Raw genomic sequence first — 20,199 nt, 5'->3', positions numbered from 1 at the left:
TTGTTTTAGAATTACCGATAACGAAAATAAGAATTACACCTACATAAAAAGTTAACAAAAACTTAAAATAAGGAATAGTATATTTGTCTTCATTTTTGGATCAGAATGAGAAAATATATTTCAGAAGCTATAGGAACTTTTAGCATGGTATTTTGCGGTACTGGAGCTATGACTATTAATGAAGTTACAGGAGGAGATGTATCACATGTAGGTATAGCAATTACATGGGGATTGATTGTAATGGCTATGATATATGCTTTTGGTGAGATATCTGGTGCTCATTTTAACCCTGCTGTTACTATCGCTTTTGCCTATGCTAAAAAATTTGAGTGGAAAAAAGTTCCAAAATACATAATCGCACAATGTATAGGAGCCATAATAGCCAGTAGTATTTTGGCGTTTCTATTTCCAGAAAGTGAATTTCTTGGAGGCACTTTACCCAAAATAGATGACTTTAGAGCTTTTATCTTAGAATTGTTACTTACCTATTTTCTAATGGTGGTTATCATCAATGTTTCTACTGGTTCAAAAGAAACAGGAACCATGGCCGGAATGGCAATTGGAGGTGTTGTGTTACTAGAGGCTATGTTTGCGGGGCCAATAACTAATGCTTCTATGAATCCAGCAAGATCATTAGCCCCAGCTTTACTATCAGGACATTGGGAGCATCAATGGCTCTATTTTATAGCACCCGTTTTTGGCGCATTACTTGCCGTTTTAACCTGTAAATTAGTAAAACCCGATAATTGTTGTAGTGATTGTTAAGCCCTAATTCTTATTTTAGCATATACCACCTAACACAAATTAATTCGTTTTAGCATATCTTTACCAAAAAGTGAAGTAAATATATAGATGAGTTTAAATTGTGAAAAGTTTTATGAGCTGGAATTTTACAATTCTTTTGTGATTGTTACCATTTTTAAAGATGTACTCCTTACCCTAGACAAAGCAAATATTGTTCGGGAAGAAATTAAATCTTATTATAAATCTAAAGATTTCATTATGATTACTAATAGGAAGTTTCGTCATGAAGTTTCTGATGAAGTATTTCGGCAAGGGCAACCTTCAAATATGAGAGGGTTGGCAATTGTATCTAAAGAAAAAACTGAACGTGATATAGCACTTATACAACAAAAGTTATATGATAAATCATTTGCTTTTTTCACCACTTTAGAAGAAGCAAAATCTTGGGCTGAAGGTTATTTTATAAACTAAATTTAATTTTGTTTAACTTTTTAGGGTTTTTTATTAAACAAAATCATCGTACTTTTACAATGTAATAATTGTACTACTATGAAAATTTATACCCTAAAAGCAAAACAAAACCTTCCCATCTCTATAGAACAAGCTTGGGATTTTTTATCAGATCCGCGAAATCTTAAAACTATTACTCCTGATTACATGGGGTTTGAAATTTTGTCTGGTGCCGACCGCCAAATGTATTCTGGGCAAATAATTCAATATATAGTCACTCCTATCTCTGGAATAAAAAATAAATGGGTCACAGAAATAACTCATGTAAAAGACAAACAATACTTTGTTGATGAACAACGTTTTGGTCCCTATGCTTTATGGCATCACAAACATTTTCTTAAAGAAATTCCTGGTGGCGTAGAAATGGAAGATATTATCGATTACAAAGTACCTTTTGGTATACTAGGCCAACTTGTACATCCATTTTTAGTAAAACCAAAACTCGAAGAGATTTTTAAATATCGAGAAAAGAAATTAATTGAATTATTTGGATCTCTAAAAACAGAAAACACTACTCAAATCTTATTTGCTTAAAACCAAAATAATGAGAAAAAATATTTTACTTATTGGAGGAAGTCATGGAATTGGTTTCGAAATAGCTCTAAAACTGTATGATCAACATAACATTTTTATTGCTTCAAGAACCTCAGAAAACTTAGGGAATTTAGAGGTAACTCATATTCCATATGACGCTTCATCCGATGAAATTGATATTACCGTTCTTCCTGATAGGATAGACGGATTTGTATATTGCCCAGGTAGTATAAACCTAAAACCTTTTAAAATGCTTACTCCAAAAGTTTTTGAGGAGGATATGCAAATTAATTTCATGTTTTTAGTTAAAATCATACATACCATACTTCCAAAACTCAAAAACTCTGAACAGGCAAGTTTAGTATTCTTTAGTACCGTAGCTGTAAAAGTTGGTATGCCTTTTCATACTAGTATTGCTGCTGCAAAAGGGGCTATAGAAGGATTTGCAAAAGCTTTAGCCGCAGAATATGCTCCGCAATTTAGAGTTAATGTCATTGCTCCCTCTCTTACAGACACTCCATTGGCTAAGCGGTTATTAGGAAATGAAAAGAAGAAAGAGTTAATGGATAACAGGCATCCTATGAAACGTGTTGGTCAAGCTGAAGATATTGCAAATATCGCTGGGTTTTTATTGAGCGATGATAGCAGCTGGATTACTGGTCAAGTCATTGGTGTAGATGGTGGTATGTCTACTTTAAATATACATTAATAATGAACAAAAAAATTGCTGTTTTTTGGTTTAGACGTGATCTTAGATTAGATGATAATATTGGACTTCTTAAAGCGTTAAAAAGTGATTATCCAGTTTTACCAATTTTCATTTTTGATACACATATATTAGAGCGACTACCAAAAAATGATGCTAGAGTCACCTTTATTTTTGAAACTTTACAAAAAATACGACAAGATCTTCAAGATAAATACAAAAGTTCTTTGGCTATTTATATGGGTACTCCTAAAATCATTTTTGAAAAATTAATTGCTCAATATGACATACAACAAGTATTCTCTAATGAAGATTATGAACCCTATGCAAAAAAAAGAGACACTGATGTTAAAAATATTTTACAGCGTAACAATATCAAATTCTACCATTATAAAGATCAGGTAATTTTTGAAAAAGATGAAATTGTAAAGGCTGATGGTAAGCCATATGTAGTATACACCCCGTATAAGAACAAATGGAAAGAAGTATTTGACCCAGTTAGACTAAAAATTCATAATACAACAAACTATCTTCATAATCTGGTTAAACATACCAATCTTCCCAATACAACACTAGAAGAATTGGGGTTTATAAAATCATCAATCATAGTACCTGATTATGATACTTCTTCAAACTTAATTCAAAACTACGAAGCTACCAGAAATTTCCCGTCAAATCATAATGGGACATCAAAAATAGGTCCTCATTTACGTTTTGGAACCGTTGGAATTAGGACCATTATCCAAAAAGCAATTGCAGAAGAGAATGAAATTTTTTGGTCAGAATTAATTTGGAGAGAGTTTTTTATGCAAATCCTTTGGCACTACCCTCACACTAAAGATGCCGCTTTCAGATCCAAATATGATCGAATAGATTGGAGAAACAATGAACAAGAGTTTAAAAGTTGGACTTTAGGACAGACAGGGTACCCTCTTGTAGATGCAGGAATGCGTCAACTTAACGCCACTGGATATATGCACAATCGGGTTAGAATGGTTGTTGCTAGTTTTTTATGCAAACATTTGCTAATTGATTGGCGTTGGGGAGAAGCATATTTTGCAGAAAAACTGTTGGATTATGATATGTCTGCTAATGTAGGGAATTGGCAATGGGCTGCGGGATCTGGCGTAGATGCTGCTCCTTATTTTAGAATTTTTAATCCCACTACTCAAATTACCAAATTTGACAAACAACTTATGTATATTAATACCTGGGTAAAAGATCTTAATGAATTTAGCTATCCACCACCTATAGTAGATCATAAGGTGGCTCGTGAACGTTGTTTAAAAATTTACAAAGAAGCCGTAGGCTAAAACTAAATATAACATTTCTTTACAACCTTTGGATAAAAGTTTTTTGTATTTTATTCTATTATTAATAACCTTAAAACTTTATACCAATGAATACTCAGCAAGTAGCCACTCGTCTGGTCGAACTATGTAGACTAGGAGAAAATATGCAAGCTATTAATGAATTGTATGCTCAAAATGTTGTGAGTAAAGAAATGCAAGGAATGCCAAACTCTATAACCTCTGGTATAGATGCAGTACTTAAAAAAAGTGAAGACTGGTATGCTTCAGTTGAAGAATTTCATGGTGGAGAAATATCAGATCCTATTGTTGCAGAAAATCATTTTAGTTGTTCTATGAAAATGGACTGCACCTTTAAAGAACAAGGGCGTATGCAAATTGAAGAAGTATGTGTTTATCAAGTTGATAATGGCAAAATTACAGAAGAACAGTTTTTTTATTCAATACCAAACTAAGCAACCGCATTACAATAATCAAAAAGGTCATACATGATCAAGTTTGGCCTTTTTGATTTATAAAAACTTCATAATACGCTTTAACGCTGGGTTTCGGTTATCTTTCTTCCAAATAATAGAAAGTTCAGCTCGTTGTGATATCTTAGGAATTTCAAGAAACTTCACTTCAAAATTAAAACCTTGCTGTAATGAAGTAGGAACAATAGCTACTCCTAGCCCACTTTCTACTAACTTAAATATTGTTTGTGCGTGCACTGATTTATGGGAAACTTTAGGCGTAAAGCCTTTATCTTCACAAATACTCATGATCTTATCATAATACAATGAACTATAATCAGATGAGAATAGAATAAAGTGTTCGTCTGATACTTGCTTGATACTTGTGAACGTTTTAGTATCTAATTTATGATGTATTGGTAGAGCTAATGAAAAAGTATCTGTATGTACTGTTTTCATCTCTATATCTTTAGGTACCCTGGCTAGTCTAACAAAACCTAGATCTAATTGATCTTTTTCTATAGCATCCACTTGAAAATGATTAGACATTTCTTCTAAACTAAATTGTATATCCGGATACGTAGCATTAGCCCGTATCAATAACTCCGGAATTACAGTTTGCATAGCAGAACCAAGAAAACCAATACGTATTTCACCATCACTTCCTTTATCTATAAGACGAGTTTGTTTAATCGTAAAATCAATATGATTAAAAATATAATCTAGTTCCTTTTTAAGATATTGACCAGCAACTGTTAAACTTACTTTTCTTTTATTCCTAATAAAAAGAGCAACTCCAATGATTTCTTCCATTTGCTTGATCTGTCTACTCAATCCAGGCTGAGAAATAAACAATCTATCAGCAGCTTTTCTGAAATGTAATTCTTCGGCAACAGCCAAAAAATAAGTAAAATGACGGATTTCTAATTGATAACTCATGGTTATTAATCATTGATTAAATAAGTATTTCTAATTATCAAAAATAGATATTAATTTAGTAGTATCTATCTATAACGTTTAGAAATATAGCTATGTCAGATACAAAACACCATTTTTCATACGGACAAGATTACCTAACAGCAGGAATCGCAATAAAAATTGCTCAAGGAGAAATAAAAGGTATAATCTCACAATCATCTCGTGCAAAAATCCAACAAAGAAGACGTGTAGTCGAAAATATTGTTGAAAAAGGAGATCCAGTTTATGGTATTAATACTGGTTTTGGTCCTTTATGTACGACAAAAATTTCAAAAGAAGAGACCAATATTCTGCAAAATAATATTCTACAAAGTCATAGTGTTGGCGTTGGAGAACCTATTGATTTAGAAATTGCCAAACTCATGCTAATTTTAAAAGTCCAGTCTTTATCAAAAGGATATTCTGGTATTGCAGAAGAAACTTTGGATAGAGTATTATACCATATTGATAATGATATTATTCCTATTGTCCCAAGTCAGGGATCAGTTGGGGCATCTGGTGATCTTGCTCCGCTCTCTCACCTCTTTTTACCTTTAATTGGTTTAGGAAAAGTATCGCATAAAAAAGAGATCATATCTACAGCAGAATTATTTAAAAAAACTGGAAAACAACCACTTGACCTAGGTCCAAAGGAAGGTTTAGCTTTAATAAACGGAACGCAATTTATTGCAGCCCATGCTGTACAGGTTATAGCAAAACTACATAACTGTCTTTCACAAGCCGATATTATCGGAGCAATGATGATAGAAGGCTTACAAGGTTCTATAAAACCTTTTTATAAAGAATTACATCAATTAAGACCTTTTAAAGGTAATATCCATGTTGCTTCCAGAGTAAAATCAATGCTTAAAGGTTCAGAAATTATGGAAGATCATACAGATTGTGATCGTGTCCAGGATCCATATTCATTACGATGTATACCTCAGGTACACGGAGCTTCCAGAAATGCTTGGTTGCATCTAAAAGAACTTCTCGAGGTAGAGTTAAATTCTGTGACTGACAATCCAATAATTATAAATGAAGATCTCACAATAAGCGGAGGTAGTTTTCATGGGCAACCTCTTGCTATGGCAATCGATTATGCTTGTTTAGCCGCCTCAGAAATTGGCAGTATTTCTGATCGAAGAATATATCTGGCTTTAGAAGGTAACTCACCCGGTGTTCCTAAATTATTGATGGAAGATACAGGAATCAATTCTGGATATATGATACTACAGTATACTACAGCTGCTCTTGCAAGTGAAAATAAAGGGTTATGTTTTCCCTCTAGTGCAGATAGCATCCCTACTTCTCTAGGGCAAGAAGATCATGTAAGCATGGGATCAATTGGAGGAAGAAAAGCGTTACGGGTACTTGATAATCTAGAGAAAATATTAGCCATAGAATTGTTAACAGCCGCACAAGCATTTGAATTTAGAAAACCACTAAAATCTGGAATAATCCTAGATGAAATTCACAAAAAAATAAGAACTATAGTCCCTTTTGCTGATAAAGACCGTGTATTTGCCGATGATATTGAAAAAGGAATTGAAATGATTAAAAACAAAACAATAATTGAAGTTTCTAATCAAGTTTCACAAAAAGAAAAATTATCATTAGAGACCCCATTTTCTAACGAATTTGAAGTATATTAAACATATATATTCTTATTGTTTTATAACATGATAAACAAGAATGTATACAATAAAAAAAATATGAAGCAATACAAATTAATAGGTCCATTTACTCAACTTATATCTTTGGAAAACTCTAATCTTAAAGGCCCAATAAAAGATGAGAATCTTACTATTATAAAGGAAGCCGGAATCCTAATCAAAGGAGATAAAATTGATACTATTGGCCCATTTTCTGATCTAAAAAACGAAATCAACGCATCAGGTACTGAAATTATAGAGTTATCTTCAAATTATATCTGTGTTCCTGGATTTATAGACTGTCATACTCATATCTGTTTTTCTGGTTCTAGAGCCAGAGATTATGCTATGAGAAATTCTGGAAAGTCATATTTAGAAATCGCCAAAACTGGTGGTGGTATATGGGACACTGTAACTCAAACAAGATTAGCAAAAAAAGAAGAACTCACAGATGGAGTAATAAAGAGAGCTAATAGTTTATTAAAAAACGGAATCACTACGGTTGAAGTAAAAAGCGGGTATGGGTTATCTATCGAAGAAGAATTAAAAATGTTACGTGCTATACAAAATGCTAATAATACTACTAAAGCTGATTTAATCTCTACATGTCTTGCTGCACATATACTTCCGAAAGATTTTAATGGTAATCATAGTGCATACCTTGAAGAAATTAGTAATTCGTTATTTCCGATATTAAAATCAGAGAAACTTACAAATCGAATTGATGCTTTTGTCGAACAAAGTGCTTTCACATCTACCGACATCTATGCATACTTTAAGAAAGCTAAGGATATGAATTTTGACATCACGGTTCATGCTGATCAGTTTACTCCCGGAGGTAGTGAAATTGCTATAAAAACAGGTGCCATTAGTGCTGATCATTTAGAAGCAAGTACTCAAAAAGAAATTGATCTGTTGGCAAAAAGCAATGTTATTTCTGTTGCTCTACCAGGAGCTTCTATTGGTCTTGGATGTGATTTCACTCCTGCAAGGAAGATTTTGAATGCAGGAGGAGCTTTAGCAATAGCAAGTGACTGGAACCCTGGTTCGGCACCTATGGGAGACCTATTAATGCAAGCCTGTATTCTTGGTACTTTTGAAAAATTGAGCAATGCAGAACTTCTTGCCGGGATTACCTCAAGAGCAGCAGCAGCACTTCACCTAACAGATCGAGGAAGGTTGGTTTCTGGTATGTTGGCAGATTTTAACCTGTTTAAGACGGATCATTTTAATGAAATTTTTTATCACCAAGGTAAGTTAACTCCGTCCCAAGTATGGAAAAGAGGTGATTTAGTATATCAACAATAAATTTAATTTTTATGTGAGGTCGATATCTAGAAGAATTGAGGAATACTTATAATAAAGCATATCATATTTCTACTTTTATAAATATCACGGCACATCTAATTCGAATACATCATGGCAACTTTTAAAGAACAAGTACTTCAAGGAATTCCAAAGATATTACCTACTAAAAAGTCTTTTAATCAAAACATTAGTCGCGCTCCAAAACGGAAGCAAATCCTATCTAAAGAAGAAAAAAAGCTAGCTCTTAAAAATGCGCTGCGATATTTCCCTAATCATTGGCATCAAGAACTGGCAAACGAGTTTTTAGAAGAGTTAAATGAATTTGGTCGTATCTATATGTATCGCTTCATTCCCGAATATGCGATGCATGCCCGTCCCATTGATGAATATCCCGCACAAACTAAACAAGCAAGCGGAATCATGCTCATGATTCAAAACAACTTAGACCCTTTAGTAGCACAACATCCATATGAGTTAATTACTTATGGTGGTAATGGAGCTGTTTTTCAAAATTGGGCTCAATATGTACTGACTATGCAATACCTCGCCACCATGACCGAGAAACAAACATTGCATATGTATTCTGGTCACCCTATGGGATTATTCCCTTCTTCTAAAGATGCTCCCCGAGTGGTTGTTACTAACGGTATGATGATTCCTAATTACTCTAAACCCGATGATTGGGAAAAATATAATGCTCTTGGCGTAACTCAATATGGACAAATGACAGCAGGCAGCTATATGTACATTGGTCCGCAAGGGATCGTTCACGGTACAACCATTACTGTAATGAATGCATTTAGAAAAACATTACAACCCAATGAAACTCCCGCAGGCAAAATATTTTTGACCTCAGGATTAGGAGGCATGAGTGGTGCTCAACCTAAAGCAGGAAATATTGCAGGTTGTATTACGATTTGTGCCGAAGTTAATCCAAAAGCTGCAAAAAAACGTCATGAACAAGGTTGGGTAGATGAAATTATTGATGATCTGACTGATTTAGTAACCAGAACAAGAAAAGCTATACATAGTCAAGAAATCGTTTCTATTGCATATCAAGGCAATGTTGTTGATGTTTGGGAACGGTTTTATGAAGAAAACATTCATATCCAATTAGGTTCAGATCAAACGTCTTTACATAATCCATGGTCTGGAGGATACTATCCTGCGGGGTTAAGTTATAACGATGCTAATGAGATGATTAGCACTAATCCTGAAGCTTTTAAAACCGAAGTTCAGAAATCATTACGTCGCCATACTGAAGCGATAAACAAACACACCTCCAAAGGAACTTATTTCTTTGATTATGGTAACGCATTCTTGCTTGAAGCCTCCAGAGCAGGTTCTGACGTCATGGCAAAAAATGGTATTGATTTTAAATACCCTTCTTATGTTCAGGATATTTTGGGACCCATGTGCTTTGATTATGGATTTGGTCCATTTAGATGGGTATGTACATCGGGCAAATCAGAAGATCTGGACAAAACTGATCAGATTGCACTTACTGTAATGGAATCTATTAAAAAAGTTTTTCCTCCAGAAATACAACAACAAATGCAAGATAATATCACATGGATAAGAGAAGCAAAACAAAATAAACTTGTGGTTGGGTCTCAAGCTCGTATTTTATACGCAGATGCAGAAGGTAGGATCAAAATAGCTCAAGCTTTTAACACAGCAATACAAACTGGAGAAATATCAGCACCTGTAGTTCTGGGAAGAGATCATCATGATGTTAGTGGTACAGACTCTCCATATCGGGAAACCAGTAATATTTATGATGGTAGTAAATTTACCGCAGATATGGCAATTCATAATGTAATTGGAGATAGTTTTAGAGGAGCCACATGGGTTTCTATTCATAACGGTGGTGGTGTTGGCTGGGGAGAAGTTATTAATGGAGGATTTGGACTATTACTGGATGGATCTAATGAAGCTTCAGAAAAATTAGAGCGTATGTTATTTTATGATGTAAATAACGGAATTTCAAGAAGAAGCTGGGCGCGTAACGAAGAAGCATTATTTGCTATAAAAAGAGAAATGAAACGTACTCCACAACTGAAAGTTACACTACCCAACATTGTCGAAGACGAAGTACTATCTGATATTATATAAAAAATTGATCAAACTATAATGAAACTTAAGATGAACAACTACCAAAAAACTGATACAACACTTTGGACCGGTCGTATCTCTGATGATCAATTATACCTACATGAAAAAATAAAATGTGTTAACCTTGAAAACGAGATACTATCAAAACCCAAGAAACAATCTTTTACTCTTTTAGGATATACTTGCGATGAAGGAATCAAAAGAAATCACGGAAGAATTGGCGCTGTAAAAGGCCCTGATCATATAAGAAAGATGTTGGCAACACTTTCTAATCATTTTAATGATCAAATAGATATTCTCGATGTAGGCAATATTACTTGTGAACAAGGAAATCTTGAAGATACACAACTAGAGACTTCAAACATTATTACTTCACTTTTACAACTTCAAAATTTTCCCATTATTTTTGGAGGAGGTCATGATTTAGCTTATGCCCACTATAATGGAATCAAAAAGCAATTTCCAAATAAAAAAATTGGAATCATAAATCTCGACGCACATTTCGATCTTAGAAAAACTACAAATCAAGGCACTTCTGGAACTCCTTTCTATCAAATTTCAAAAGAAAATGATTCATTCAATTATTTGTGCCTGGGAATCCAAAAAGCCTCAAATAACAAAGAGCTTTATAAAATTGCTAACGAATTAAATGTTCAATATCTAGAGAACACAGAATATACAATTCAAAACAAAAATAACATAGCTACAGTAGTTCAAAATTTTATTGCAAAAGTGGATTACATATATCTTACTATAGATCTAGATGGTTTTTCTTCTGCTCTTGCTCCTGGAGTTAGTGCACCTTCTCCATTTGGTTTTTCTGTTGATATCGCAATGGAAACTATAAAATGGATTTGTAACTCTACAAAACTAATTAGTGCCGATATTGTAGAATTTAATCCAAAATATGACATTGATAATTGTACTGCTCGATTAGCATCCAGGTTAGTTAATCATATTATAGAGTGTATGATTGATGAATAATTTTTACAACAGAGACTATCCAAAAGCAATAAAGACCGAAGAGAAATAATTACACAAACAACTCTCTAATACCGAATTTCAAATCTCAGGAACTCAAATAAAATATATTGGAGAAAAACATGCCTTATATCTAATTTTTAAAGAAGATACCAATACTGCATTGGGATATTGATTGGTTTACCATATAATCAAATAGTAGGGCATCTATTAATCTTCTCCCACCTACTCCTTTTTCATATAAAAATAACCCTTCAAATATGCGAGATGAAGGGTTTTTAGGGCAAAAAAAACAAAACTTTCTACTGTATCTTAAAAATGCTTATAAACGGTACCAAAGCAAAGTACGATAAGCTTATTTAAGAAAAATCTATTCTTATTATTACTTACGAATCGCATAGCTAGAAGCTTGGGGAAGTTCTTTCAAAAAATTAACGATACTCATAAAATTGAGCCCGAATGTTGAATAAAAGTGATTCATGACGATGTGATTTAAGGTTAACTAGCACTAACATAACCACTTATTAACAATAATACAAGAAAAATGTTTATTATTTGTTAATAATTTGTTGAAATTAAATAAAACAACGATAAAAAACATTTTTATTATCAAAAATAAAAATATTAGAAGGTAAAAACTTACTTTTAATGTTAATAACTATGTTGATAACCTCGTTAACTACTGCTCATCAAGGGTTTACAAATCAATCAGTTAACAAAAAAGTGTAAAAAAGCATTTATAAACAAATTCAAACTTTTGTCTAAATTGCAAACATGAAATCTGCCACCGTTAAAGAGATTAAAACAGAACTAAATGAATGTTCTCACCAAGATCTGATAGAACTATGTCTTAGGCTATCGAGATTTAAAAAAGAAAATAAAGAGTTACTTACTTATTTATTATTTGAATCTGGAAATGAGGATCAATATATCGAGAATGTGAAAAATGAGGTAGATGAACAATTCACAATAATCAATATAACATCATATTATTTTATCAAAAAAAGCGTTCGTAAAATTTTACGTACAATTAAAAAATATATTCGATACTCAAAGAATAAAGAAACCGAAATAGAACTACTTCTTTATTTCTGTAAAAAACTCAAAGATTTCGAACCTTCTATAACAAGCAATTCTGTTCTCATGAATATTCATAACCGAGAAATAGCATCGATCAAAAAAAAAATAACCTTATTACATGAAGATCTTCAATATGATTATAAATTAGAATTGCAGAATCTTTACTTCTAAATATTACACAGAGCACTAACCATACAATTGTTAAGTGTAATCATCAATTATTTCTAAAATGATTCATTTTTATCATGTTACAAATAATAAATGATCTAGATTTGTGTTTAGAATTAACAACTAAAGAGCATTAAGTAATGATCATTTAAGTATTTGGTATTATCTTTGTCTCTTATTAACTAATTTAAATTATCACAATGAACAAAGGAACAGTAAAATTCTTCAATGATGCAAAAGGGTTTGGATTCATTACAGAAGAAGATTCAAACAAAGAACATTTTGTACACATCTCAGGATTAATTGACGAAATTCGTGAAGGAGACGCAGTTGAATTTGATTTGCAAGAAGGTAAAAAAGGATTGAACGCGGTAAACGTGAAAGTATTATAAGATATACTATTTGATTTTTTAAAGTATTAAACCTGTCTGATTTGACAGGTTTTTTTATTCTAAATGATTTATTTCTATCAAATACCTAACTTATTCAAACATAAGTGATACAAATTCGGCAACACAGGCTGGTTTTTCTATATTCTCAATTTCGACTGAACACCCCCATGTGATTTTCAACCCATTAGTACCATACGCTTCAATTTTAGTTATTTTACTATGCAGTCGTAAACGGCTATCAACAGGCACCGGGTGAGGAAAACGTACTTTATTTAGACCATAGTTTACTCCCATAACCAAACTTTCTACAATAACAAGGTCCATAAGCATTTTTGAAAGCAAAGAGACAGATAGAAATCCATGGGCAATTGGTTTCTTAAAAGGAGATTCTTTTGCTGTTCTTTTAACATCAACATGTACCCATTGAAAATCCTGGGTGGCTTCTGCAAAAGTATTGATCATTTCTTGAGTGACTAATACCCAATTACCTGTTGGTAATGGTTTGCCTTCATTCTTTTTAAAATCTTCGAAATTTTTACACTTTAATTGTCCCATATTATTGAATTACTTGAAGAACATTAGTTTCAAATCACCTTGAAACTCCCCCATCAATTGTCAAACAAATACCTGAAACATAAGAAGCTTCATCTGATGCCAAATACAAATATCCATGCGCTATATCCATTGGAGTAGCTGCTCTTTGTAATGGTATTTGCTTTTTAATTCCTTCCAGATGCTCTTCAGGAATTTGTTCTGTCATTTCTGTGAGTGTAAAACCCGGGGCTAACGCATTGGCGGTAATACCATATTTTCCAAGCTCTACAGTCCAAGTTTTGGACATCGCAATGACACCTGCTTTTGTAGCCGAATAATTTGTTTGTCCAAAATTACCTCGTAAACCTACATTAGAAGCAGCAGAAACAATACGACCATAGTTTGCGTCTTTCATATACTTTGAGATAACTTGAGTACAAAGAAAAACGCCTTTTAAATTCACCTCAATCACAGCATCCCATTCTGATTCACTCATATTATGTAATGTACGATCCTTGGTAATACCAGCATTATTAATTAAAATATCAATCTTACCATAAGCCTTAAAAATCCTTTCGGCTTCTTTTTCTATCGCAACCTTATCTGTTACCGAAATTTTAGTAAATTCGGCTGTATTTCCTTTTTCGCTAATTTCTTTAGCCGTTTTCTCACCATCTGCCAACAGATCCCAAATAATTACTATTGCTCCTTGTTTTGCAAATAAATCAGAAACGGCCTTTCCTATTCCTCTAGCTCCTCCTGTAACTATTGCTACTTTATTTTTTAATCTCATTTTTATTATCTTTTAACTCATACTAAGAGCATTGTATAACTATCTTACCTTTAACCTCTCTATTTATCATTGCTTTTAATGCACTTGACGAATCCTCTAGAGGGTAAATTTTATGAATATGAGGTTTTAGCTTACCTTCTGCATGCCACTGCATAAGTTCCATAGTATTTTGCATATTCTTTTTAGGGGTTTTTACAGCAAAACTCCCCCAAAAAACACCTACAATTGAACAACCTTTTAAAAGAGCAAGATTAAGCGGTATCTTAGGGATACTTCCTGCAGCAAAACCTACTACCAAATAACGCCCTTCCCAAGCCATTCCTCGAATAGCCATTTCAGAATATTCTCCTCCAACCGGATCATATATGACATCAACTCCTTTTCCGTTTGTTAATTCTTTAATTTTTAATTTCAGGTCTTTATCTGTATAATTTATAATTTCATCGGCTCCATATGCTTCACACAACTGTAGTTTTTGATCATTAGAAGCCGCTGCAATTACTTTTGCTCCCATAAGCTTCCCTAATTCTACCGCTGCCAAACCCACACCTCCTGAGGCTCCTAATACTAAAAGTGTTTCTCCTGATTGAAGATCAGCTCTGTCTTTTAATGCATGATAAGAGGTGCCATATGCCATCATAAAAGAAGCGGCAATAGGGAAATCCATCATAGGTGGCTTCTTAAAACATGCATTTCCAGGAACAGCTGCCTCTTCTGCATATCCACCATGCATTACAAATCCAAAAACTTCATCTCCTGATTTTACATGAGTGATGTTTGCTCCTACTTCTTTTACAATTCCTGCAATATCACTTCCTGGAGTGAAAGGTAACTCTGGTTTAAATTGATATAACCCTTGAATAATTAATGTATCTGGAAAATTGACTCCGCAAGCTTTTACCTGAACAATAACTTCGTTTTCTTTGGGAGTTAAATCATCTAATTCTTCAAATACTAATGCTGAAGGAGGACCGAATTGTTTACAAACAATAGCTTTCATCTAGTTTATTTTTATAACCTCTATTCTTCAATTACCTTTAATACTAATTTCCCTTTCTTATCTCCAGAAAACAATCGCAAAAACGTTTCATGAAAGTTTTCTATACCATCATAAATATCTTCTTTACTTTTTAATTTTCCTTGTGCAATCCATCCTCCCATTTGCATAGCGGCTTTAGCATAATCTTTAGCATAATCCATTACTAATATCCCTTGCATAGTTGCTCGATTAACCAATAACGATAAATAATTCACTGGTCCTTTTATAGCTTCTTTATTATTATATTGTGAAATAGCCCCACAGATAATGACACGAGCATTAAGACGTAATCGACTTAAAGCTGCATCTAAAATTTCTCCTCCAACATTATCAAAATACACATCAAGCCCTTTTGGACATTCACGTTTTAGGGCCTCGTATATATTCTCTGATTTATAATCAATAGCACTATCAAACCCCAACTCATCAATAAGATATTTACATTTTTCTTTACCTCCTGCAATACCAATAACACGGCATCCTTTTATTTTAGCAATCTGCCCAACAATACTTCCAACAGCTCCTGCCGCTCCTGAAACCAATACAATATCACCTTCTTTAATTTTCCCTGCCTCCAAAATTCCAAAATATGCTGTCATTCCTGGCATTCCCAACGTCCCTATATACATAGGCAAAGGAGCTAAATTTGGATCTACAGGGTACCAATTCTCACCATTCGTTACTACGTATTGCTGTACACCACCCCAACCAGTTAAATAATCTCCTTCTTTGTACTTTGGGTGATTATTTACTTTAATAACTTTACCCACAGAGCCAGCTCTCATAACATCATCAATTTGTATAGGTTCTATATATGATTTGGCATCATTCATCCAACCACGCATCGCCGGATCTAACGATACATAATGTTGCTGAATAAGCACTTCTCCTTCTTTAAGTTCTGGAATGGGATTAGATTGTAATTCCCAAGTATCAGAAGCAGGAAGACCTACTGGGCGTTTCTTAAATATCAATTGTTTATTCATAATTTTTTCTTTTGTAGTTAGTCAAGTATATTTTTATAATGAAGTTCCTCCGTCTAAGGTTATTGTTTGTCCTGTAATAAATTTTGTGTTATCCGAAGCTAACCAAACTACGGCATCAGCAATTTCCTCTGCTTGACCATATCGTTTCATTGGAATTACACTTTTTAATCGTTGATCCATATCTGGTCGAACAGAAAGCAATTTATCTAATAAAGCAGATTCTGTATACCCAGGACATACAGCATTAATACGGATATTCTTTGTTGCATATTCTAAGGCAGCAGATTTTGTCATACCAACCACTGCAAATTTACTTGCACAATATGACAGGTTATTAAGCGAAGCTTTTAAACCTGCTAAAGAGGCTATATTTACAATGTTTCCCCCTCCTTGCTTTACCATCTGTTTTAATGCTGATTTCATACAATAAAAAACTCCAGTTTGGTTCACAGCAATCACGCTATCCCAATCTTCTAAGGTATAATCTGCTGTTCTCGTCATATGTTTTGGGCCAATCCCGGCGTTATTTACCATTATGTCTAATCGTCCATATTTTGATACGGTTTTGGTAATAAGTTGTTCTACCTCATCAATCTGAGCTACATTTGCTGCTATTACTGTTGCATCACCTCCTTGTTGAAGGATCTCTTTGGCAATTTTTTGTGCTTTTTCTTCCTTAATATCAGAAACTACGACTATAGCTTGATGTTTGGCAAAATGTTTAGCCGTTGCAGCACCAATACCAGAACCTGCACCGGTCACAATTACTATTTTATCTTTTACTTCCATATCCTTAAAATTAAAATCAATAGTCTTTTTATTTAAACATTTACAGCAATATACTTTTATAATTTAATCTCTTCTAACCCTTCATATTGATCTATAATTGCAGGATAATGTTCTTTCATATTATTAAAAATAAAATCAAGCGGTACATCTTCAAAATGACCATAATCATCAAGATATTCCATAAAAACATTTCCTGCGTTATTGAATTCCTGAAACATAGAGTCATTTTCTCCATCAAAATCAAGAGGAGCTACATTACATTTTCTGCATAATGCTTTATTAAAAGCGGGTGATACTTTCAACCATTTACCATCAAGAAATACATTTACCATTCCGTGAGGAGTCAATTCATTTGTTCCGAATTTTTCTATTAATCGTTCTACTCCGATATGGTTTTTCACTTTTGCCAGGTGAATTCTTGCTGGTATTTTTACTGCTCTCAAACACGCTATCAAAAGGATAGATTTATCCACACAATGGCCTTTTGGTCTTTGTGCAATATTACTTGCTATATACCCTTCTTTTATAAGACTTATCTGATAGGGATCATACCTCCATTCATCTCTTATTTTAAGATATAGTCCAATAGCTTTTTCTTTTGGAGTTAACGTATCAGTTTTAAATTCTTTGACTAGCTCCTGAATTTCATCAGTTTCATAATCAAAATAATATGTAGAAGCTAAATAATCCATTTCTTCTTCTTTTTTAAACTTCATCTAAGGGTTGTAACATCAATAAAGTTAATATTCTTATTAATCTATTTTATTTTTCTGAATCGCTTGTAAGGCTAGATTACAAAGTAACTCGGCTGCCTTATTTAATTGTGCAAAACGAGGATCTGTCGTTAAACCTTTGTTATATCTGTAATAAATCTGTTGTGCGATTACTGCTATTTTAAAAAGGCCAAATACATAGTAAAACACTAAGTGATCCACATCTCTTCCACTTTTTTGAATATATAGTGCTACAATCTCACTTCTTCCTGGATTACCATCCATAATTGTTGGTGACGGAATTCCTTTTTGAACAAAAGGATGATCTGTCGCCATTGTCCAATACCCTAACGACGTTCCTAAGTCCATTAAAGGATCACCAAGGGTAGCCATTTCCCAATCTAACACTGCTATTACTTCTTTCCAGCTATCATTTTTAAAAACAACATTATCATACTTAAAATCATTATGAACTAAACTGTGTCGATATATTTTTGGCTGATTTTCCTCCATCCATCGCATTACTTTTTCGGCTGCGGGAACATCATCGGTAGCTGCTTTTAGATATTGTTTCCCCCAATTCAAGACCTGACGTTGTACATATCCATCAGGTTTTCCAAGATCTTCAAGTCCGACAGTTTTGCAATCTATCGCATGAAGTGCCACAAACGTATCTAACCAAGAATCTGCAATAGTCTTAAAACTATCTTGAGAAATATTTCTTTTTTTAGCTTCATTAACATTAAGGATAATACCATCTACTTTTTCCATAATATAGAATGGACTTCCAAGAATACTTTCATCATCAGTAAATGCAAACATTTTTGGAACTTTGGGGAAAGTCGCGTAGATACCCGATTGCACTTTAAATTCGCGTCCCATATCATGACCTCTTTTTATGGCTCCAAAAGGAGGGCGACGTAGTACATATTCTTTACTCTCAATTTGTAACAAATAAGTAAGGTTAGAATACCCATGTGTAAATTGAGTTACTTGCCAATCGCTTTGATGACTATCTATAAGCCCTTCTTTCTGAAGAAACATTTTTAACGTTTTCTCGTTTAATTCTTCTCCTTTACGTACGTTTTGCATTGTGTTAGATTAATTAAAGGTATTCGACATGCTGCTTTTGCTTTAGACTAACAATTTGGTTTTTTATTTGTATATCATTTTAAATCTATATCTTCTTTTCTGCATAGGTATTGATCACACTTTTACCCAGTTGATACATATGCACCTCATCAGGGCCGTCTGCAAGGCGAAGCATACGTGCTGCTACAAAGAAATGTGCTAATGGAGTATCAGGCCCAACTCCCATACCACCATGAATTTGCATAGCTCTATCTATAACTTTTAATGCCATATTGGGTGCTACAATTTTGATCATTGCAATTAAGTCTTTTGATACTTTATTTCCTGCTTTATCCATTTTATCAGCTGCAGAAAGAGTCAATAATCTTGCCTGTTCTACTTCACATTGTGATAGTGCAATCTCTTGACGTATACTACTATAATCTTTAAATGTCTTACCAAAAGCAATACGTTCTGAAGCTCTTTTTGACATCAACTCTAAAGCTCTTTGTGCCATTCCTATCAACCTCATACAATGATGAATTCTACCTGGCCCTAAACGCCCCTGGGCAATCTCAAAACCTCTTCCTTCACCAAGAATCAGGTTTTCTTTAGGCACTCTTACATTCTCAAGTAAAATTTCGGCATGTCCTTCTGGAGAATCATAAAATCCAAATACAGATAGAGGTCGAATAATTTTTAATCCCGGAGTATCCATAGGAACCAAAATCATACTCTGTTGTTGATGCCTTGCTGCTTCCGGATCTGTTTTACCCATTACAATAGCAATCTTACAGTGAGGGTCCATCCCCCCAGAGGACCACCATTTACGACCATTAATCACATAATCATTTCCATCTCGCCTGATTGAAGTTTCAATATTTGTGGCATCAGAAGAAGCCACTTGTGGTTCTGTCATCAGAAAAGCAGAGCGAATATCTCCGTTCATTAAAGGTTTTAACCATTGTTCTTGCTGATGAGAAGAACCATATTTTGCCAAGACTTCCATATTTCCTGTATCAGGAGCATTACAATTAAATACTTCTGATGACCATAGAACGCGCCCCATGATTTCTGCCAAAGGTGCATATTCTAAATTGGATAAACCAGGACTTAAGCTCCCATAATTTTTTGGTAAAAAAAGATTCCATAACCCAGCTTCCTTGGCCTTTATTTTTAATTCATTCATGCCTGACCAACGTTGCCAACGGTTATTCGGGTCATAAACAAAAGTGCTCACTTCCTTTTCTACTGGGAGAATGTGCTCTTCAAAAAAAGCAGTAAGTTTTTGTTGAAGTGAGGTTATTTTTTCTGAATACTCGAAATTCATGCTTTACAATATTTAAATGGGTAAGATCCTTC

21 protein-coding genes are annotated in these 20,199 nt (G+C 33.7%); 12 read left to right on the top strand and 9 right to left on the bottom strand.

What is annotated here, in order from left to right:
* Positions 1–105: 105 nt before the first annotated feature.
* From PQF96_RS14195 to PQF96_RS14170, 6 genes are all read left to right on the top strand, one after another.
* Positions 106–765 carry an MIP/aquaporin family protein gene (locus PQF96_RS14195; protein ID WP_109437729.1) on the top strand — a complete coding sequence of 220 codons (660 nt, stop codon included), beginning with the start codon at positions 106–108 and terminating at the stop codon, positions 763–765.
* Positions 766–852: 87 nt separating this feature from the next.
* Positions 853–1,215 carry a hypothetical protein gene (locus tag PQF96_RS14190; RefSeq protein WP_109437730.1) on the top strand — a complete coding sequence of 121 codons (363 nt, stop codon included), beginning with the start codon at positions 853–855 and terminating at the stop codon, positions 1,213–1,215.
* Between the two features lie 78 nt (positions 1,216–1,293).
* Complete coding sequence (locus tag PQF96_RS14185; RefSeq protein WP_109437731.1) at positions 1,294–1,788, top strand: SRPBCC family protein; 495 nt, start codon at positions 1,294–1,296, stop codon at positions 1,786–1,788.
* Between the two features lie 10 nt (positions 1,789–1,798).
* Positions 1,799–2,497, top strand: a complete 699-nt coding sequence (locus PQF96_RS14180; RefSeq protein ID WP_109437732.1) for an SDR family NAD(P)-dependent oxidoreductase — start codon at positions 1,799–1,801, stop codon at positions 2,495–2,497.
* Positions 2,498–2,499: 2 nt separating this feature from the next.
* Positions 2,500–3,807 carry a cryptochrome/photolyase family protein gene (locus PQF96_RS14175; RefSeq protein WP_271766935.1) on the top strand — a complete coding sequence of 436 codons (1,308 nt, stop codon included), beginning with the start codon at positions 2,500–2,502 and terminating at the stop codon, positions 3,805–3,807.
* 86 nt (positions 3,808–3,893) lie between these two features.
* Positions 3,894–4,259 (top strand): SnoaL-like domain-containing protein, encoded by a 366-nt coding sequence (locus PQF96_RS14170; protein ID WP_271766934.1) that lies wholly within the window; start codon positions 3,894–3,896, stop codon positions 4,257–4,259.
* A 57-nt stretch (positions 4,260–4,316) separates the two neighbouring features.
* Here PQF96_RS14170 and PQF96_RS14165 read toward each other — a convergent pair whose 3' ends face one another.
* Positions 4,317–5,195, bottom strand: a complete 879-nt coding sequence (locus PQF96_RS14165) for a LysR family transcriptional regulator (protein ID WP_271766932.1) — start codon at positions 5,193–5,195, stop codon at positions 4,317–4,319.
* A gap of 92 nt (positions 5,196–5,287) precedes the next feature.
* Between PQF96_RS14165 and hutH the strand changes: the two genes are divergently transcribed.
* The 6 genes from hutH (at position 5,288) to PQF96_RS14135 (ending at position 12,912) form a co-directional block, all read left to right on the top strand.
* Positions 5,288–6,868, top strand: coding sequence for a histidine ammonia-lyase (hutH, locus tag PQF96_RS14160; protein ID WP_271766930.1), 1,581 nt, complete (start codon positions 5,288–5,290; stop codon positions 6,866–6,868).
* 60 nt (positions 6,869–6,928) lie between these two features.
* The gene (gene hutI, locus PQF96_RS14155; RefSeq protein WP_271766928.1) at positions 6,929–8,176 is read left to right on the top strand and encodes an imidazolonepropionase; all 1,248 of its coding nucleotides are present in this window, start codon (positions 6,929–6,931) and stop codon (positions 8,174–8,176) included.
* Between the two features lie 111 nt (positions 8,177–8,287).
* The gene (locus tag PQF96_RS14150; protein WP_271766926.1) at positions 8,288–10,291 is read left to right on the top strand and encodes a urocanate hydratase; all 2,004 of its coding nucleotides are present in this window, start codon (positions 8,288–8,290) and stop codon (positions 10,289–10,291) included.
* Between the two features lie 30 nt (positions 10,292–10,321).
* Entirely contained in the window at positions 10,322–11,275 is a 954-nt protein-coding gene (gene hutG, locus PQF96_RS14145) for a formimidoylglutamase (RefSeq protein WP_271766924.1), read from the top strand.
* A 771-nt stretch (positions 11,276–12,046) separates the two neighbouring features.
* A complete protein-coding gene (locus PQF96_RS14140; protein ID WP_109437739.1) occupies positions 12,047–12,523 on the top strand; it encodes a hypothetical protein in 477 nt (158 codons plus the stop codon).
* 197 nt (positions 12,524–12,720) lie between these two features.
* A complete protein-coding gene (locus tag PQF96_RS14135) occupies positions 12,721–12,912 on the top strand; it encodes a cold-shock protein (RefSeq protein ID WP_103068606.1) in 192 nt (63 codons plus the stop codon).
* 90 nt (positions 12,913–13,002) lie between these two features.
* Here PQF96_RS14135 and PQF96_RS14130 read toward each other — a convergent pair whose 3' ends face one another.
* From PQF96_RS14130 to PQF96_RS14095, 8 genes are all read right to left on the bottom strand, one after another.
* A complete protein-coding gene (locus tag PQF96_RS14130) occupies positions 13,003–13,467 on the bottom strand; it encodes a MaoC family dehydratase (protein ID WP_109437740.1) in 465 nt (154 codons plus the stop codon).
* Positions 13,468–13,501: 34 nt separating this feature from the next.
* Entirely contained in the window at positions 13,502–14,239 is a 738-nt protein-coding gene (fabG, locus tag PQF96_RS14125) for a 3-oxoacyl-ACP reductase FabG (RefSeq protein ID WP_271766923.1), read from the bottom strand.
* 22 nt (positions 14,240–14,261) lie between these two features.
* On the bottom strand, positions 14,262–15,239 hold the full coding sequence (locus PQF96_RS14120) for an NADPH:quinone oxidoreductase family protein (protein ID WP_271766921.1): 978 nt from the start codon (positions 15,237–15,239) through the stop codon (positions 14,262–14,264).
* A gap of 20 nt (positions 15,240–15,259) precedes the next feature.
* Complete coding sequence (locus tag PQF96_RS14115; protein ID WP_271767093.1) at positions 15,260–16,267, bottom strand: NADP-dependent oxidoreductase; 1,008 nt, start codon at positions 16,265–16,267, stop codon at positions 15,260–15,262.
* A gap of 30 nt (positions 16,268–16,297) precedes the next feature.
* Positions 16,298–17,053, bottom strand: a complete 756-nt coding sequence (locus PQF96_RS14110) for an SDR family NAD(P)-dependent oxidoreductase (RefSeq protein ID WP_109437744.1) — start codon at positions 17,051–17,053, stop codon at positions 16,298–16,300.
* A 56-nt stretch (positions 17,054–17,109) separates the two neighbouring features.
* Positions 17,110–17,769: a transglutaminase-like domain-containing protein gene (locus PQF96_RS14105; RefSeq protein WP_333968018.1), complete on the bottom strand. Its 660-nt coding sequence runs from the start codon at positions 17,767–17,769 to the stop codon at positions 17,110–17,112.
* A 36-nt stretch (positions 17,770–17,805) separates the two neighbouring features.
* Positions 17,806–18,858 (bottom strand): phosphotransferase family protein, encoded by a 1,053-nt coding sequence (locus tag PQF96_RS14100; protein WP_271766917.1) that lies wholly within the window; start codon positions 18,856–18,858, stop codon positions 17,806–17,808.
* Positions 18,859–18,943: 85 nt separating this feature from the next.
* Positions 18,944–20,167: an acyl-CoA dehydrogenase family protein gene (locus tag PQF96_RS14095; protein WP_109437746.1), complete on the bottom strand. Its 1,224-nt coding sequence runs from the start codon at positions 20,165–20,167 to the stop codon at positions 18,944–18,946.
* Positions 20,168–20,199 lie beyond the last annotated feature (32 nt).

The sequence above is a fragment of the Aquimarina algiphila genome (assembly GCF_947494415.1).
Classification (GTDB): domain Bacteria; phylum Bacteroidota; class Bacteroidia; order Flavobacteriales; family Flavobacteriaceae; genus Aquimarina; species Aquimarina algiphila.
This window is presented reverse-complemented; position numbering and strand designations above follow the sequence as displayed.

Excerpts from the sequence above, each read along its gene's own strand:
- PQF96_RS14175 (WP_271766935.1), top strand. The coding sequence starts at position 2,500 with ATGAACAAAAAAATTGCTGTTTTTTGGTTTAGACGTGATCTTAGATTA.
- PQF96_RS14100 (WP_271766917.1), bottom strand. The coding sequence starts at position 18,858 with ATGCAAAACGTACGTAAAGGAGAAGAATTAAACGAGAAAACGTTAAAA.
- hutH (WP_271766930.1), top strand. The coding sequence starts at position 5,288 with ATGTCAGATACAAAACACCATTTTTCATACGGACAAGATTACCTAACA.
- PQF96_RS14095 (WP_109437746.1), bottom strand. The coding sequence starts at position 20,167 with ATGAATTTCGAGTATTCAGAAAAAATAACCTCACTTCAACAAAAACTT.
- PQF96_RS14150 (WP_271766926.1), top strand. The coding sequence starts at position 8,288 with ATGGCAACTTTTAAAGAACAAGTACTTCAAGGAATTCCAAAGATATTA.
- PQF96_RS14170 (WP_271766934.1), top strand. The coding sequence starts at position 3,894 with ATGAATACTCAGCAAGTAGCCACTCGTCTGGTCGAACTATGTAGACTA.
- PQF96_RS14140 (WP_109437739.1), top strand. The coding sequence starts at position 12,047 with ATGAAATCTGCCACCGTTAAAGAGATTAAAACAGAACTAAATGAATGT.
- PQF96_RS14190 (WP_109437730.1), top strand. The coding sequence starts at position 853 with ATGAGTTTAAATTGTGAAAAGTTTTATGAGCTGGAATTTTACAATTCT.
- hutI (WP_271766928.1), top strand. The coding sequence starts at position 6,929 with ATGAAGCAATACAAATTAATAGGTCCATTTACTCAACTTATATCTTTG.
- PQF96_RS14185 (WP_109437731.1), top strand. The coding sequence starts at position 1,294 with ATGAAAATTTATACCCTAAAAGCAAAACAAAACCTTCCCATCTCTATA.
- PQF96_RS14110 (WP_109437744.1), bottom strand. The coding sequence starts at position 17,053 with ATGGAAGTAAAAGATAAAATAGTAATTGTGACCGGTGCAGGTTCTGGT.
- PQF96_RS14180 (WP_109437732.1), top strand. The coding sequence starts at position 1,799 with ATGAGAAAAAATATTTTACTTATTGGAGGAAGTCATGGAATTGGTTTC.
- PQF96_RS14120 (WP_271766921.1), bottom strand. The coding sequence starts at position 15,239 with ATGAAAGCTATTGTTTGTAAACAATTCGGTCCTCCTTCAGCATTAGTA.
- PQF96_RS14135 (WP_103068606.1), top strand. The coding sequence starts at position 12,721 with ATGAACAAAGGAACAGTAAAATTCTTCAATGATGCAAAAGGGTTTGGA.
- fabG (WP_271766923.1), bottom strand. The coding sequence starts at position 14,239 with ATGAGATTAAAAAATAAAGTAGCAATAGTTACAGGAGGAGCTAGAGGA.
- PQF96_RS14165 (WP_271766932.1), bottom strand. The coding sequence starts at position 5,195 with ATGAGTTATCAATTAGAAATCCGTCATTTTACTTATTTTTTGGCTGTT.
- PQF96_RS14195 (WP_109437729.1), top strand. The coding sequence starts at position 106 with ATGAGAAAATATATTTCAGAAGCTATAGGAACTTTTAGCATGGTATTT.
- hutG (WP_271766924.1), top strand. The coding sequence starts at position 10,322 with ATGAACAACTACCAAAAAACTGATACAACACTTTGGACCGGTCGTATC.
- PQF96_RS14130 (WP_109437740.1), bottom strand. The coding sequence starts at position 13,467 with ATGGGACAATTAAAGTGTAAAAATTTCGAAGATTTTAAAAAGAATGAA.
- PQF96_RS14105 (WP_333968018.1), bottom strand. The coding sequence starts at position 17,769 with ATGAAGTTTAAAAAAGAAGAAGAAATGGATTATTTAGCTTCTACATAT.